Genomic DNA, 13,758 nt, shown 5'->3' with positions numbered 1-13,758 from the left:
AATCAATAATTTTACGGAAAAAACTCAATATTCCAACAACGTGTGGACGGGGTACGCTTTCAACATTTCCTTGTAGGGAAGATAGGACAACCCGATGATGGCGAAGCATCCCGCCACCGTCGCTCCCAGCTCTTCGAACAGCTGGCAGGCGGCGAGCACCGTCCCCCCGGTGGCGATCAAATCATCGCAGACCAGAATACGGTCCCCTCTCTGGACATCCTCTTCCTGGACGCAGATCGTATCCGTCCCATACTCCAATTGATACGTCTTCTGGTGCACCGTACCACAGAGCTTGCCCGGCTTCCGGACCAGGATCAACGGCAGGTGCATCCGGTATGCCAAGGGCGCGCCGAGCACAAACCCACGGGCGTCAATGCCTGCGATCCGGTCAATATCGCGCTCTTTGGCGTACTCATACATCAAATCGATGCAGTCACCGAAGGCATCAGGAGTGACGGTCAGCCCGGAGATGTCGTTGTACAAAATCCCCTTGCGGGGAAAATCCGCCTTTTTCCTGATGGCTTTGTCGATGCGTTCCAACCTGCTGTCCATGGCGGCAGTGTAGCACAAACGTCTGCCTGTTGCACGTCACATTTCCGGAGGTTCTTCCGGTTTTTTGGTGGAATACGGGATGAAGCCTTCGATGAACCGGACCTTCTCCTCCCGTTTGGCGTAGAAATACCCATAGATGGAGAACACCACCGCACCGATGCAGTTGACGAACAGATCCTTCATCGTATCGTTCAGGCCGATGTCCAGATACCCGTCCACCCCAAGGTCCCGGCCATTCACTGCGGTCTGCCGGATGTCTTTGATCGCCACCACCTTGTTTGTCCTGGTCTCGTCCAACGTCACCGTATAGATGGCGTGCACCACGGTATCCTTCTGCATGTCGGTGTGGACGATGCTGTCCATCCCATACTCGAAAGAACTCCCACAACACTCCTACCGTCATGGAAAAACAGAACGCGGCGATGGCGACGTACGGGGGAGACAAACGAACACCAGGTTGTGGCTGCGGTGATTGATCAAATTGATCAACGCCAGCCCCACCCCGGCGCAGATGAACCCGTTGAGCATGTGAAGCATCGTGTCCCAGAACGGAAAACGCACGTAGAACGAACGCATCTCCCCCAGAATCTGGGCGGCGTAGATGAACAGATAGATGATGATCTCAAGCGTATCAGGAATCTCAATGGACAGGCGGCGTTCAAACAACGATGGCAGGTTAAACATCACCAAGGCCATCGCGCACATGAACAGATTTTCGTATTTCCGTTGCAAGATGGAAAGCACGATGATGGCGATGACCAGCCCCCGAAGCACCAGATAGACAGCCAGTGCCCGCTTATGCTCCTTCACCGCCTCGCGAAGCGAGTAGGTGCGTCCTCTCATCCGCTTGTGACCTTTGCTCACACTGCCCTCCATGAGCCGATGACTCCGCCATCGAAATCCTTGATGACGAACAGTCCGTCGTCATACACCATGTAAGATGGTTTGAATCCGCCTTTGGGGAGAGAAGCCGAACCAGGGTTCAGGTGGACCTGCGGGCCTTGATCGATCAACGGGATATGGGTGTGCCCGCTGATCACCACATCCCCATCACACAGGGGGGGAAGCGGATGATGCCCATGGGTCAGGTACACCATTCTCGGGGAAAGCGCTTCGACAAACAGGACGGCGTAATCGGCCATCACGGGAAACGGCAGGACCATCTGGTCCACTTCCGCCTCGCAGTTTCCCCGTACGCAGAGAATCTTCGGCGCCAACGGAGAAAGGAGGGAAACCACCTGTTTGGGGGCGTACCCTTCGGGCAGATCATTTCTTGGCCCGTGGTACAGGATGTCCCCCAGGAGGATCATCCGCTGGGCGCCGCTTTCCTGGTACGCCGCGATCATCCGCTCCGTCGCGGGAGCGCTGCCATGAATATCAGAAGCGAAAAAGAGTTTCATAGGTTCACCGTAGCATAAAGCGCGTCATTTGGGCATCCCATCCCTCACCAAAGCACCGTTTTTTCTTCATCCAACGACTTGGAGCGCCGGACCATCTCCAGATATTCCTTGGGGAGAGGAGGCACGCTTGCTCCGGTACAGACGGGAGAAATACAGCGCGTCGTCGTAGCCGACCATCCGGGCCGCTTGGTTGATGGACAACGTGGGATCGGCAAGGAGGATGCGTTCGAAACGCATCATCTTCTGCGTGATGACCAGCTCCTTGAACGACATTCCCACCTTTTCCTTCAACGTATGGGTCACCGTCGAGGGGCTTTTCCCTACGGCATGGGCAACCTCATTCAGGGAAACCGGCTCACTGAGATGGTGCTCGATGTATGCCATCACCTGCTCCACCAGTTCCGGTTTCTGCAGCTTCACATTCTGTGTGCTGATCAAAAACGACAAGGTGGTGGAAAACAGATAGAGCATTTTGGATAGGCGTTCCTCGGAGAAAAACGGACGATCCAGAAACGCCTGGCGAAGTTCATCCACCGGTTTCCCCGCGGCTTGCCATGCCTCCACAACCCCCACCGGGGGTTCCTTCGCCATTCGGAACTGTCCAAGCATCGCGTACGCCACAATACGATCATCCAGCTGGATGGGCATGACCGATTCCGTCAATCCCCCGTGGCAATGGTAGGAAAAGGAACGCCCCAACACCCCGCATCGTTTGCAAGCCTGCCCATCCTGGTACAGGCACTTGTATCTGACCTTGAGTTCCTTCTGTACCATGGTGCAGTAATCGCTCACATCGGTATGATACCCGACCAACCATTCGTCCAGATGGGGGGAATAGAAGGTAATCTTCACATCAAAGCAGTAGGAGAAACTCTCCACCAACCGTTTGACCATCGGATTCAGGTACAGTTTCATCTCTTCATGCATGGCGCAAGTGTAGCAAGGTTTGCAGAAATGTCCATATCCATACCAGATAATTGCATGGACATCTGAAAGAAAAACGGTAGACTAACACCAAGAGGAACTGATATGGAGATTAGGGACATCGTGCGACAGTTTGCCATTGAAGGCGAACTCGTCACGGCGGAAACAAACCATGAAGGGCACATCAACGGGACGTACATCTGTACGTTCTCCGATGGCGCCATGTACACGGTGCAACAGATCAACCGAACGGTATTCGTCCATCCGGAACAGGTGATGGAAAACATAGAGCTGGTAACCAGCCACATCAGAAGCCGTTTGACGGGTACCGCGGATATGGATCGTCGTTGTCTTACCGTCATTCGGACCAAAGAGGGAAACCTCTGTTTCAAAGATGACACCGGAGAATACTGGCGCGTGTATCGATACATCTCCAATGCCCGGACGTTCAGCACCATCACCGAACCGAAGGAAGTGTATTTGCTGGGAAGCGCCATCGGACGATTCCAAAACCAACTCTCCGATTTTGATGGAAGAAAACTCCATATCACCATCCCCAATTTCCACAATATGCGCTTCCGGTACGAACAACTCGCCCAGGCTTACAAAGCCGACCCCAAAGACCGGGTGCGGGAAGTCACCGATGATCTGGATTTTTTGATGGACAACAGGAAGCGGGGATGCGCCATCTGGGATGGCATGGAGCGTGGCACCTACCCCACACGGGTCACCCATAACGACACCAAGATGAACAACGTGCTGTTCTCCGAAGATGGCAGTGAAGCGCTCTGCGTCATTGACCTGGACACCGTCATGCCGGGGACCATCCTGTTTGACACTGGTGACATGATCCGCACGGCGACCAACACCGCCGTGGAGGACGAGCAGGACCTCTCCAAGGTTTCCTGCGACGTACGGTTGTACCACGCGTTGATGGATGGGTACCTTTCCCAAGCCGACCCGTTCCTCACCGATGAAGAGTTTGACGCCCTGGCGGAAAGCGGGAAGACCATCACCCAGATCATGGCCGTCCGGTTCCTCACCGACTACCTTGCCGGAGACGTGTACTACCACATCGATCGTCCCGGCCAGAATCTGGACCGGGCGAGGACGCAGATAGCCCTGATGCGTTCCATGGACCGGCAGTGGGATGATTTGCTTCATCTGTGACGCTTCGTAACCATGTTTTCACGCTTTTTTGTTGCCCTCTGAGGAAATGTACCCTATGATGGCTTAGGATGAGGTAAGGAAAAAAGATGGTTCGCATTGAGGAATTCCAGGTAAAGGCAGCCCTTCCCGCGGGGGAGAATCCCTTGCCGTTTTTCCGTGCCCCCCACCATGATGTTTCCGTCCAACTTACTCCAGACGTGCCGGAGGAATACCGGCAGTCGCTTGGTCTTGACTGTGGCTTCCGCATGCTCCCCTACCTCCGCCAGGACCGGTATGACCGGCTTCGGGCATGGACGCCGCTGAAGACGATCATTCTGGAGAACAACCATCTGAAGGCATCGTTTCTCCCCTCGTTGGGTGGCCGGTTGATCAGCCTGTACGACAAGGATGGCAAGCGGGAACTGCTGTACGACAACTGGAACATCCAGGTGGCCAATCTTGCCAACCGTGACGCGTGGTTTGCCGGAGGCATCGAGTGGAACGTCGGCCAGTACGGCCACGGTTTCTCCACCTGCTCGGACGTTTATTTCGCCAAAGTCAGCGGCGACCACATCCGCATGTATTCCTATGAACGGTGCAAAGGCCTGTGGTGGCGGGTGGATTTCTTCCTTTCCGAAGGCGACCGGATGCTGACATCCATCGTGACGATCGACAACCAGAAGCCCACGCGACAATCGCTGTACGCATGGGTCAACACCGCCGTCAGCCAGACGGAGACGACGCGGGTTTTCGCGTCCAACACCCATGCGCTGTATCTGGACATCCACCAGAGAGGACAACGCGTCTTCGGATACATGGACAGCCCGGATACCCCGCTGTATCCCGGGATGGACGCGTCGTACCCGGCGCGCTGGCCGGTCTCCGAAGAATACTTCTTCACCTGCAACCATGATCCAATGCCCTGGGAAGTCTCCATTCAGGAAGACGGCAGGGGGTTGATGGAAGTCTCCTCCCCGATCCTCGGCTATCGGAAGATGTTCTGCTGGGGTACGGGGAAAGGGGGAAGAAACTGGCAACGGTTCCTCGCTCCGGAACGGGAAGGTTCTTCTTATGTGGAGATCCAGGCAGGACTTGCCCCGACCCAACTGCATGGCGCGTACATCGAAGGATACCATTCGGTACGCTGGGTGCAGATGTTCGGCCCCATCGCCATACGGCGAAGCCAGGAATACCACAAGGAACGAGAGACCGTCATCCAGATGATCCAGACGATCATCGACCCTGAGAAAGTGACACGGGAAGGGAAACGACGCCAAGCGGAACTGGACAGCCCGGAACAGGAAATCCTCCACCATGACGATGGATGGTCGTATTTGGAAAAACAGGCGAACCAGGAAAACCCGGGTGTCGCCTATCATGTACGTCGGGAAGATGTATCCGAACGGCTTCTTCCTTGGCTGGATTTGGTGGAAGCGAAAAAGGTTCCACGGTACGACCCACTGCGTATTCCACCGGTCATCGGGGACAATTGGCTGGCGCTGCTCAAGGCGGGTGAAGGGGAACCGATGTCCCTTTCCTATTGGAGCGGCATCATGCTGGCCGAGCAGGGAAAGGACGCCGAGGCGATGGAACTGTTCCAAATCGTCCACACCCACATGCATGACGCTTTCAGCGCGCGGAACATCGCCCAGTTGCTGCTTCGCGCAGGAAAAACAAGCCAGGCGCGCTTGTGGTACCAGGCGGCCACCTACTCCACCGGATACGGGGATGATCCCGCGATCGCCGAGGAATACATCGCGTTGCTCCGCGAGGAACGTGATTGGCCGATGGTCCACGAAACACTCGCCGTCCTGCCATCCCGGTTGGAGACCGGCCGCATCCGTATGGAAAAGGCGATTCTTGCCAGCCATGAGAACAACCCCACCCTGTTGTCCCGCCTGTTGGATGAGGGGTTCCCCAATGTCCGGGAAGGAGAAGCTCCGTTTGAGGACCTTTGGGTCTCTCTTCTGTACATGCGTCTGGCCCCTCATGAGAAGAAAACCGACAAAATGACCAAAGAACTGCTTGCCGCTCATCCGCTTCCCGAACGTCTTTCCTTCTCCATGACCGACGAACCGGTTGCCTCAACGAAATGATTCCGCTAGCATACCACCCATGGACACCCTCATCGCGTTTGATTTTGATGGTACCCTGTACCCGTTCGCCCCGTATGACAGTGAAGAATTGCTGATGCTTTTGGCATCCCGCTCTCGGGGAGAGCTGATCAGAGCCAGAGCCAAACGGGCCGTGGCCAAGGACATGGCGGGGAAAAGTTCGCTGGAAGTCTTCGACCGTGATTATCTCCGCTACGCCAAGGGCGCCACGATGCAGACCATCCGGGAAGTAGTGGATTTCATTTCCCGCCCCTGCCAAGCGGAATGGTACGCCCCATTGAAGGAGCTTTCCGCCAAAGCCGATCTGATCGTCCTTTCCGCCGGCACGACGGAGATCGCCCGGATGTTCCTCCAGCGTTTCGGTGTCGAAAATCTCTTCACCGGATTCTACGGCAAACATCTTATCTTCAGTCCAGAAGGGAAAATGACCGGCTATACGTCGGAAGTTCCGACGACTCGGGCGAAGGCGGAGGTGTTGCATGGATTGGGGTCACGGTACCAGCGTGTCTTCGCCACCGGCGACGGGCTTACCGACCGGTTCATGCTCGCCGAAGCGGATGTCGGCATACAACTCCGCTACAACGGCAAACGCCTGTTCGACGAATACCCCATGACGCGATCTCTACCGGAGACGGTAGCGCTGATGCTCACGCGCCTTTGAGCAGGGAAGCGGCCTGCCTCACCGCAATCCGATAGCTTCCCCACGCAATAGTGGCAAGCATCATGCACCCAAGGACAATGGCGACGGGAAGCGGCAAGGCGAGCATCACCAGAGCCAGCACCGCCACCAGCGCCAACGACGGGATCATGGCGAGCATCGCGTTGATGTTGCTCTTCATCGCCTGCTGGGGAAGCGTCCAGGAAAGGTTGGGCCGATGGTAATCAATGGCCAGTCCGATGGCCGCCGAAGCGACTGAAACCAGAAGCAACATTGGCGCCATCCAAAGGAAGTGCCAGATGGGAAGCCCCAGCCAGCACAACGTAACGATCACAAACAGTTCCGTACTGACCCCCAGATACCTCAGGTGTGTCCGGATCTTCGCTTGGACAAACTGCCCAGCCTCCACCGGGTACGTCCGGTCAAGGTCGAACAACGCCCCCTCCCTGCTCACGCTGGTGGAGGATACGGTGCTCAGGGAAGGAAACAACGAAAAGACAATCAGAAGGATCTGGGGAAGCCGGGGAACGGTTTTCAGTTCCGCCAGCGAGGATGTCATCTCCCCGACGGCACCCGTCACGGCGAACACTCCGAGGAGGATCAGCGGGATGACCGTCTGGGCGTAGATCTCCATCTGGAATACCGATTGGCTGCGGATGATCATCCGCTCCCGCTTCTCCAACGCGGAGACGACACTCCGGGGAGGGATGTTTCGCGCGGCCCTGCGGGTCGCCTTCCCGCCCTGTGACCGTTGGGCAAGGGAATAGTTGCCGGGAAACAGCCGCGTGGAAAGGGAGAGCAACACCCAGGCGAAAAGCGGTAATCCCACCCAGACCACCATCACCCACAGGGGTTCCCAAAGCGAGCGGGCAAGCGTGGCGAACAAAGGAATCTTGGCCACCACGGCTTCAACACGGAGCGCGATGACGGAAAGATCGACGGAGCCGTCCAGCTGTCGGGTCATTCCCCTGGCCCCCAGCAATGTGATCGCAAGGATCGCGATGGTGAACCCTACCTTCCCCAACCATGGGGAAACAATACCACGCGTCAGGCGCACCATCACCATGGAAACAAGGAATACCAGAGAGAGTGTCGCCAGACTTTCCCCGACGACGGCGCCAAGAAAGGAGAGAATCGCCAGGGGTGCCGCCCCTCCATGCAGGATCCAGACGACCAGGGCGGGAAGCAGCATCACCGTATCCAGCACCAGCATGCTCAGCCAGGCGATCAAGAAACGGGAAAAGAAGACCGATCGGGTGGACAGGGGAAGGGTCATGACCAGCGGCATGTCACGGGAGGTGTACAGCAATGGCGGGACGGAGAACAGAAACGTGAAGAACGAAAAAATGAAGGAGAAAAGCAAAGCCATGGCATAGCCCCACTCCGGGTGCCCGACCATTCTCCCCGCCTCCTGATAACTCTGGTAGGAGAAGCCCAGCATCACGGCGAGGACGCCAAACCCGTAGATCAGGGCAGCCAACGTCAGCGCCCGAACCCACTTCTTGGAAGAACCGCCCAGCACCTGGTCCAGCGGTCGTGTTCCCTTCAGGTAGGCACGAAGCAGGAACACCGCCTCACCCATTGGTCTCCTCCGTCAGTGACAGGAACAGATCCTCCAGACTCCGGTCCGTCCCCTGCCTGAGCTCTTCGAGCGTCCCGTCAAAGCGGAGTTTTCCCCGGTCGATGATCCCCACCCTGGTGCACACCTCCTGGGCCACTTCCAGCACATGGGTGGAGAAAAAGACGGTGTTCCCCTCCTTGGCGTACCGTACCATCTCCTGTTTCAACGTATAGGAGCTTTTGGGATCCAGACCGACCATCGGTTCGTCAAGGATCAACAGGCGCGGCTGGTGGATCATCGCGCTGATGACGGCAAGCTTCTGTTTCATGCCGTGACTGTAGGAGGATATCTCGTCGTTCAGCGTGGTGAAATCGAACAGCCTGCAGAGCGCGTCCGCCCTCGCCCACCGGTCCTCCACGTGGTACAGGTCGGCGATGAACCCCAGGTGGTCCCGTCCGGTCATCTTCCGGTAGAACAATGGTTCATCCGGAACATAGCCGATGTTCCGTTTCACCGTGATCGGGTCCTGCTGTACGTCCACCCCGTCCACGGACAGATGCCCGGCATCCGGACGCAACAGTCCGACCAGCATCTTGATGGTGGTGCTTTTCCCCGCGCCGTTCGGTCCGAGGAATCCATACACCTCTCCGGAGGGAATGGAAAGGGAAAGGTCATCCACCGCCTTCTTCCCTTTTCCATAACTTTTCGAAACGTGATCCAACGTAATCATGGGGGAAGTATCGCATAGAAGCAGAAAGGACGCAACGCCTTCGAGTATTCCATTTCATTGCATATTTACCCATGAATATCCGGTTTTTCAGAATAAATATACAAAACTACTTGCATATTTTTTGCTTTTATGCATACTCTAAGCACAGAACAAGATCCTCTGGAGGATACGATATGCAGAAGGAAAAAATCATTCTCGCCTATAGCGGCGGGTTGGACACCTCGGTCATCCTGAAGTGGCTGAGCAACAAGGGCTTTGACGTCATCGCTTATGTGGCGAACGTCGGACAGAACGAAGATTTTGACGCGGTGGAGAAGAAAGCGTACGCCACCGGCGCCAGCAAGGTATACATCGAGGATCTGCGTCACGAACTGGTCACCGATTATGTGTTCCCCGCCATGAAGGCCAACACGATCTATGAAGGCACCTACATGCTGGGCACTTCCCTGGCCCGGCCGATCATCGCCAAGAAACAGATCGAGATCGCCAAGAAGGAAGGAACGGTGTATGTGGCCCATGGAGCCACCGGCAAGGGCAACGACCAGGTGCGGTTCGAGTTCGGCTACTACATGCACATGCCCCAGGTGAAGATCATCAGCCCGTGGAAAGACCCCGAGTGGCTTTCCCAGTTCGAAGGCCGGACGGATCTTCTGGAATACGCCAAGAAATACAACATCCCGGTCAAAGCTTCGGTGAAGAAGCCGTACAGCGAGGATGAGAACCTGATCCACATCAGCCATGAGGCAGGCATCCTGGAGGATCCTTCCAAGGAATGCCCGGATGATGTCTATTCCCTTTCCGTCAGCCCGCAGGCCGCTCCGGACAAGAAGACCTATCTGACCTTCACGTTCGAGAAGGGCATTCCGGTCAAGGTGGTCAACCAGGCGGATGGCACCACGGTGACCGATCCTCTGGAGATGATCCTGTACCTGAACAAGGTTGGGCACGACAACGGCATCGGCCGTGTGGACATGGTGGAGAACCGGTACATCGGCATCAAGAGCCGTGGCGTGTATGAGACGCCGGGATGCACCATTCTGTGGCACGCCCACCACGACCTGGAAGGGATCACGATGGACAAGGAAGCGATGCATCTGAGGGATTGCCTCTCCCCGAAGTATGCCGAGCTGATCTACAACGGCTATTGGCACGCGCCGGAGTTCGACATGCTCACCGCCCTGTTTGACGAGAGCCAGAAGTACGTCACCGGCACGGCGACCGTCGCCTTGTACAAAGGCAACGTCAGCTTCGCCGGAGTGGCCAGCCCCTGCTCCCTGTACAACCAGAAGCTGGGATCGATGGACGAGGCGGGTGGCTATCATCCGGTGGACTGCAAAGGGTTCATCAACATCAACGCCATGCGCCTTGTCGCCGATGCCAAGCAACGGGGTATGGACTGATCGTACACCCATCAACCAGGAGCCTTGCGAAGGGTTCCTGGTTTTTTTATACTTCGGAAAGAGGGAATGAGGTGCTCCCCGGGGAAACCCAAACCGCCATTATCATGGCTGATGACTTCTGACGTCTTTGGACGAAAGGAGTAGGTATGCTTGATTGCCTTCTGGTCGGTCTTGGTGGTTTCCTGGGATGCGTGGCGCGTTATGTATGTGCGCGAATCCCCATCTTCCAGAGTTTCGCGCCGCTCAAGACGCTTCTCATCAATTGTCTCGGATCGTTTCTCCTGTCGTTCGTCATGGCGACCGCAGCGCGAAGGGCAACCATTCCCCCTCGCCTCCTTCTGATGCTCACCACGGGCCTTTGCGGAGGCTTCACCACATTCTCCACCTTTGCGTTCGAATACGGCTCCCTGTTTTCGCAAGGAAGACCTGGAGCGGCGTCCCTGTACCTGCTTTCCAGTATTCTGGGAGGATTGCTTTTCTTCTTTCTCGGCCAACTCATCGGATGACCAACAACGAGACCACTCCTTCGACAATGATCACCAGAAGCAACGGAACCATTCCATCCACATACCGTGGGGTTCCCGCAAGGTGGTAATAACGAACGTAGCAGACCAAGGAGAGAACAAAGCACCCAATGATCAGCAGGGAGACGAAGACCAACCGCTTCAGGGAAAGAACGTTCGCGGCAAACAGTCCATTGCATTCCATCGCCATCAACAGGCCCCAGCCGACGATCAGAAAGAGTTCCGTCGTCACCGGACGGGCAACCCATCGGGAAACCAGCAAAAGCAGAAGATAGATTCCAACGGCAAGTCCGACAAGGATCCGCCCATCCATCCGTTTGGGAAGCGCGCCAGTTCCTTTGATGCCCCAGACGACCCCGATCACCCCAAGCAGTGTCGCGGGAATCAACAACCAACCGGAAGCGAATCCGACGATGGGATGCTTCGGATGAAAAGCAACCACCCACCAGGCGAGATAAAAACAGCAACAGAGGATGATGAGGAAGTTCCCCCGCATGATATCCCGAACCGAAGGATTCATCTGACGCCTCCCAAACCAGTATGGACGTTTTTCCCCCTCTTGACCATCCATTTCTCATCACCTACCCTGATCTGACATGGAAACCTTGGATACCGCTTTGATGGACGCCGTCCTCGATGGGGACGAAGAACTGGTCTACAGCCTGCTGGAATCCGGCGTGCCTGCCAATGGCAGGAATTCCCACGGAAAGACGTTGCTCTCCCTTGGGCTGGAGAATGGAGCACCGGACGCCACGCTGAAGGAGTTGATCCGTCATGGCGCGGATGTCAACACGAAGGATGAGAAAGGCGTCACTCCATTGATGATTGCCGCATCCACACCGTCCTGCTCCCCTTCGATGATCCGCTACCTGCTTCGCGCAGGAGCCGATCCTACCATTAAAAACGCAGATGGGGAAGACGCCAGAATCGTCGCGGCAAAAGTTGGCTCCCCGGAGGTGATCTCCCTGCTCTGTGACGAAGCTTCGTGCCAAAAGACCAACGAACGGGGAGAGACGTTGTTGCTCATGGCTGCCGCGACCAACCAGAAGCCCGACTCCATCGCCCGCCTGATCGCCCTAGGAAACCCGGTGAACACAGCATCCCATTCTGGTACAACCGCCCTGATGATCGCAGCTCTGATGAACCCCGAATACAGGGTGCTTGACGTCCTGCTCAAGGCAGGCGCTTCGGTGAACGCCCAAAACGGACATGGCTCCACCGCCCTGATGATGGCAGGCATTGATCCGTTCCGCATGGAGAAGATCACCACCCTGCTGGACGCGGGAGCGGACATCAACGCCCAGGATGTCGGCGGCATGACGGTCCTGATGCATGCCGTAGAAACCTACATCAAGCCAGAGAACATTCTCCTGTTCCTCTCCCGTGGCGCGGACATCCATCTGAAAGACAAACGGGGTCGCACCGCCCTGGATCTTGCGCCATCGAACGAAGTGCGGGAACTGCTTACCAGGTAAGATACTGCCGCACCCCGTATCCTTCCTTGCGGAACGCGGAGAGAAGCAGTTCACTCTGCTGGATACGGAACCGCAGGATGTGGGTGTCCACAGGACTGCGGGCATACACCGCCAGGTCCACCTGGTCGAGCACGAGCAATTTTGAGAACAGAGGGTCCTCCGGCAGAAGTTCGTCCAACACCCCTTCCGCCTGGAAGCCGGCAAGCGGCTTGAAGCGCCCGTACGGTTCCGAGATGGAAAGCGCCGCTTTTTCCGTTTCTGAGAATCCGATGAATTTCAACCCACCGCTGGAGAGCAAAAACAGACATCCGTCCAGATAGTGGTATTCCATTGGCGTGGATCGGGGTTTTCCTTTTCTGCAGGTGGCAAGCGCGCAGGTGTTGTGCTCCCTGAGAAACGATTCCATCCGTTCTTTCAGGAGATCAGGGGGCATCACCTTGCCATCGGCGCGCTCGAAACGGTAGCGGAGCCGCTCCCCTGCCTGGGCGGCGTCCTCCGCTTCGCTGATGAATTCTTCAGCTGCCCAGGGAAGCGGTTGCGGCGTAAGGGAAATGATATGGGTGTACCGCGTTGCGTCCACCTCCCCGCAACGCGCCACATCCATGGCGCGGGCGTTTCCGATGATCGACGCGATGAGTATCGCGTCCCGTTTTCTCTCTGCTGGGTAAATCACCAACGTACAGTGCATCGTCCGACCTCCAGAAAGAGTGTACATGAAACCAATTTTTCACGCAAACCCGTCCAAAATATCTGCAACAAACCGCAACGAGTATGCTATACTCTTTTTGGAGGAACCCCCATGGAAGCGAAAGAAATCCTGAAGAAAGCGGTGGCGGAAGCCAAGAAAACGATGACTGCCGGAGACGGCGGGCCGTTCGGAGCCGCAATCATTGATCCGGAAGGTCATCTGTACGTGGCGAGCAACACCGTCCTTTCCAGCAACGACCCGACTGCCCATGCCGAGGTCAACGCCATCCGCAAGGCGTGCAAGGAGAAACAGACCCATGACCTGAGCGGGTGCGTTCTGTACACTACCTGTTATCCCTGCCCGATGTGCCTTTCCGCGTGTGTCTGGGCGAACATCAAGACGATCTACTACGGTTGCACGCCGAAAGACGCCGAAGCCATCGGATTCCGCGATGATTTCATCTATCGGTTCATCAAAGGGGACTGCACCGACTCCAATGTGATGAAGATCACCCAGGAAGGACGGGAACTGACGTTGGTTTTGTTTGACGAATACGCCAAGGAGAACGGGAAAATCTACTGAT

16 protein-coding genes and 1 riboswitch are annotated in these 13,758 nt (G+C 56.4%); of the genes, 7 read left to right on the top strand and 9 right to left on the bottom strand.

Features of this window, described 5'->3' with window-relative positions:
• Positions 1 to 24: 24 nt before the first annotated feature.
• The 5 genes from LKE28_08020 to LKE28_08000 all read right to left on the bottom strand — a co-directional run bounded on the left by LKE28_08020 (position 25) and on the right by LKE28_08000 (position 2,879).
• Positions 25 to 552 carry an adenine phosphoribosyltransferase gene (locus tag LKE28_08020; GenBank protein MCH3908173.1) on the bottom strand — a complete coding sequence of 176 codons (528 nt, stop codon included), beginning with the start codon at positions 550 to 552 and terminating at the stop codon, positions 25 to 27.
• Positions 553 to 588: 36 nt separating this feature from the next.
• On the bottom strand, positions 589 to 915 hold the full coding sequence (locus LKE28_08015) for a hypothetical protein (protein ID MCH3908172.1): 327 nt from the start codon (positions 913 to 915) through the stop codon (positions 589 to 591).
• Positions 916 to 951: 36 nt separating this feature from the next.
• The gene (locus LKE28_08010; GenBank protein MCH3908171.1) at positions 952 to 1,416 is read right to left on the bottom strand and encodes a hypothetical protein; all 465 of its coding nucleotides are present in this window, start codon (positions 1,414 to 1,416) and stop codon (positions 952 to 954) included.
• Complete coding sequence (gene yfcE / locus LKE28_08005; protein MCH3908170.1) at positions 1,413 to 1,952, bottom strand: phosphodiesterase; 540 nt, start codon at positions 1,950 to 1,952, stop codon at positions 1,413 to 1,415. The genes LKE28_08010 and yfcE overlap by 4 nt, the downstream gene beginning before the upstream one ends.
• A 66-nt stretch (positions 1,953 to 2,018) precedes the next feature.
• A complete protein-coding gene (locus LKE28_08000) occupies positions 2,019 to 2,879 on the bottom strand; it encodes a PocR ligand-binding domain-containing protein (protein MCH3908169.1) in 861 nt (286 codons plus the stop codon).
• A 102-nt stretch (positions 2,880 to 2,981) separates the two neighbouring features.
• On the opposite strand from LKE28_08000, the gene LKE28_07995 reads away from it, so the two are divergent.
• From LKE28_07995 to LKE28_07985, 3 genes are all read left to right on the top strand, one after another.
• A complete protein-coding gene (locus LKE28_07995; GenBank protein MCH3908168.1) occupies positions 2,982 to 4,046 on the top strand; it encodes an aminoglycoside phosphotransferase family protein in 1,065 nt (354 codons plus the stop codon).
• 86 nt (positions 4,047 to 4,132) lie between these two features.
• Entirely contained in the window at positions 4,133 to 6,121 is a 1,989-nt protein-coding gene (locus LKE28_07990) for a DUF5107 domain-containing protein (protein ID MCH3908167.1), read from the top strand.
• Positions 6,122 to 6,140: 19 nt separating this feature from the next.
• On the top strand, positions 6,141 to 6,800 hold the full coding sequence (locus LKE28_07985) for a haloacid dehalogenase-like hydrolase (GenBank protein ID MCH3908166.1): 660 nt from the start codon (positions 6,141 to 6,143) through the stop codon (positions 6,798 to 6,800).
• Here LKE28_07985 and LKE28_07980 read toward each other — a convergent pair.
• Positions 6,787 to 8,379, bottom strand: a complete 1,593-nt coding sequence (locus tag LKE28_07980) for a hypothetical protein (protein ID MCH3908165.1) — start codon at positions 8,377 to 8,379, stop codon at positions 6,787 to 6,789. The two genes, LKE28_07985 and LKE28_07980, sit on opposite strands and share 14 nt — an antisense overlap.
• Positions 8,372 to 9,088: an ABC transporter ATP-binding protein gene (locus LKE28_07975; GenBank protein ID MCH3908164.1), complete on the bottom strand. Its 717-nt coding sequence runs from the start codon at positions 9,086 to 9,088 to the stop codon at positions 8,372 to 8,374. The genes LKE28_07980 and LKE28_07975 overlap by 8 nt, the downstream gene beginning before the upstream one ends.
• A 173-nt stretch (positions 9,089 to 9,261) precedes the next feature.
• Here LKE28_07975 and LKE28_07970 point away from each other — a divergent pair, with 173 nt between their 5' ends.
• The gene (locus tag LKE28_07970) at positions 9,262 to 10,488 is read left to right on the top strand and encodes an argininosuccinate synthase (protein MCH3908163.1); all 1,227 of its coding nucleotides are present in this window, start codon (positions 9,262 to 9,264) and stop codon (positions 10,486 to 10,488) included.
• A gap of 53 nt (positions 10,489 to 10,541) precedes the next feature.
• Positions 10,542 to 10,616: riboswitch (Fluoride riboswitch) on the top strand.
• A gap of 18 nt (positions 10,617 to 10,634) precedes the next feature.
• The gene (gene crcB, locus LKE28_07965) at positions 10,635 to 10,994 is read left to right on the top strand and encodes a fluoride efflux transporter CrcB (GenBank protein MCH3908162.1); all 360 of its coding nucleotides are present in this window, start codon (positions 10,635 to 10,637) and stop codon (positions 10,992 to 10,994) included.
• On the opposite strand, the gene LKE28_07960 is transcribed toward crcB, so the two are convergent.
• Positions 10,984 to 11,532 (bottom strand): hypothetical protein, encoded by a 549-nt coding sequence (locus LKE28_07960; protein MCH3908161.1) that lies wholly within the window; start codon positions 11,530 to 11,532, stop codon positions 10,984 to 10,986. The two genes, crcB and LKE28_07960, sit on opposite strands and share 11 nt — an antisense overlap.
• A 76-nt stretch (positions 11,533 to 11,608) precedes the next feature.
• On the opposite strand from LKE28_07960, the gene LKE28_07955 reads away from it, so the two are divergent.
• Positions 11,609 to 12,487 carry an ankyrin repeat domain-containing protein gene (locus LKE28_07955; GenBank protein MCH3908160.1) on the top strand — a complete coding sequence of 293 codons (879 nt, stop codon included), beginning with the start codon at positions 11,609 to 11,611 and terminating at the stop codon, positions 12,485 to 12,487.
• On the opposite strand, the gene LKE28_07950 is transcribed toward LKE28_07955, so the two are convergent.
• Complete coding sequence (locus LKE28_07950) at positions 12,477 to 13,175, bottom strand: pyridoxamine 5'-phosphate oxidase family protein (protein MCH3908159.1); 699 nt, start codon at positions 13,173 to 13,175, stop codon at positions 12,477 to 12,479. The genes LKE28_07955 and LKE28_07950 overlap by 11 nt on opposite strands.
• Before the next feature lie 111 nt (positions 13,176 to 13,286).
• On the opposite strand from LKE28_07950, the gene LKE28_07945 reads away from it, so the two are divergent.
• Positions 13,287 to 13,757 carry a nucleoside deaminase gene (locus tag LKE28_07945; protein ID MCH3908158.1) on the top strand — a complete coding sequence of 157 codons (471 nt, stop codon included), beginning with the start codon at positions 13,287 to 13,289 and terminating at the stop codon, positions 13,755 to 13,757.
• The last annotated feature ends 1 nt before the right edge of the window (position 13,758 follow it).

The organism is Sphaerochaeta sp., from assembly GCA_022482495.1.
GTDB lineage: Bacteria > Spirochaetota > Spirochaetia > Sphaerochaetales > Sphaerochaetaceae > RUG023.
Note: the sequence above shows the minus strand (reverse complement) of the source record. Positions and strands in the feature narration are given on the sequence as shown.

Bases quoted from the DNA above. Each gene is read 5' to 3' on its own strand.
- LKE28_07980 (MCH3908165.1), bottom strand. From the start codon at position 8,379: ATGGGTGAGGCGGTGTTCCTGCTTCGTGCCTACCTGAAGGGAACACGA.
- LKE28_07970 (MCH3908163.1), top strand. From the start codon at position 9,262: ATGCAGAAGGAAAAAATCATTCTCGCCTATAGCGGCGGGTTGGACACC.
- LKE28_07985 (MCH3908166.1), top strand. From the start codon at position 6,141: ATGGACACCCTCATCGCGTTTGATTTTGATGGTACCCTGTACCCGTTC.
- LKE28_07960 (MCH3908161.1), bottom strand. From the start codon at position 11,532: ATGAATCCTTCGGTTCGGGATATCATGCGGGGGAACTTCCTCATCATC.
- LKE28_07990 (MCH3908167.1), top strand. From the start codon at position 4,133: ATGGTTCGCATTGAGGAATTCCAGGTAAAGGCAGCCCTTCCCGCGGGG.
- LKE28_07950 (MCH3908159.1), bottom strand. From the start codon at position 13,175: ATGCACTGTACGTTGGTGATTTACCCAGCAGAGAGAAAACGGGACGCG.
- LKE28_07945 (MCH3908158.1), top strand. From the start codon at position 13,287: ATGGAAGCGAAAGAAATCCTGAAGAAAGCGGTGGCGGAAGCCAAGAAA.
- LKE28_08000 (MCH3908169.1), bottom strand. From the start codon at position 2,879: ATGCATGAAGAGATGAAACTGTACCTGAATCCGATGGTCAAACGGTTG.
- LKE28_08020 (MCH3908173.1), bottom strand. From the start codon at position 552: ATGGACAGCAGGTTGGAACGCATCGACAAAGCCATCAGGAAAAAGGCG.
- LKE28_07995 (MCH3908168.1), top strand. From the start codon at position 2,982: ATGGAGATTAGGGACATCGTGCGACAGTTTGCCATTGAAGGCGAACTC.
- LKE28_07975 (MCH3908164.1), bottom strand. From the start codon at position 9,088: ATGATTACGTTGGATCACGTTTCGAAAAGTTATGGAAAAGGGAAGAAG.
- crcB (MCH3908162.1), top strand. From the start codon at position 10,635: ATGCTTGATTGCCTTCTGGTCGGTCTTGGTGGTTTCCTGGGATGCGTG.
- LKE28_08015 (MCH3908172.1), bottom strand. From the start codon at position 915: ATGGACAGCATCGTCCACACCGACATGCAGAAGGATACCGTGGTGCAC.
- yfcE (MCH3908170.1), bottom strand. From the start codon at position 1,952: ATGAAACTCTTTTTCGCTTCTGATATTCATGGCAGCGCTCCCGCGACG.
- LKE28_07955 (MCH3908160.1), top strand. From the start codon at position 11,609: ATGGAAACCTTGGATACCGCTTTGATGGACGCCGTCCTCGATGGGGAC.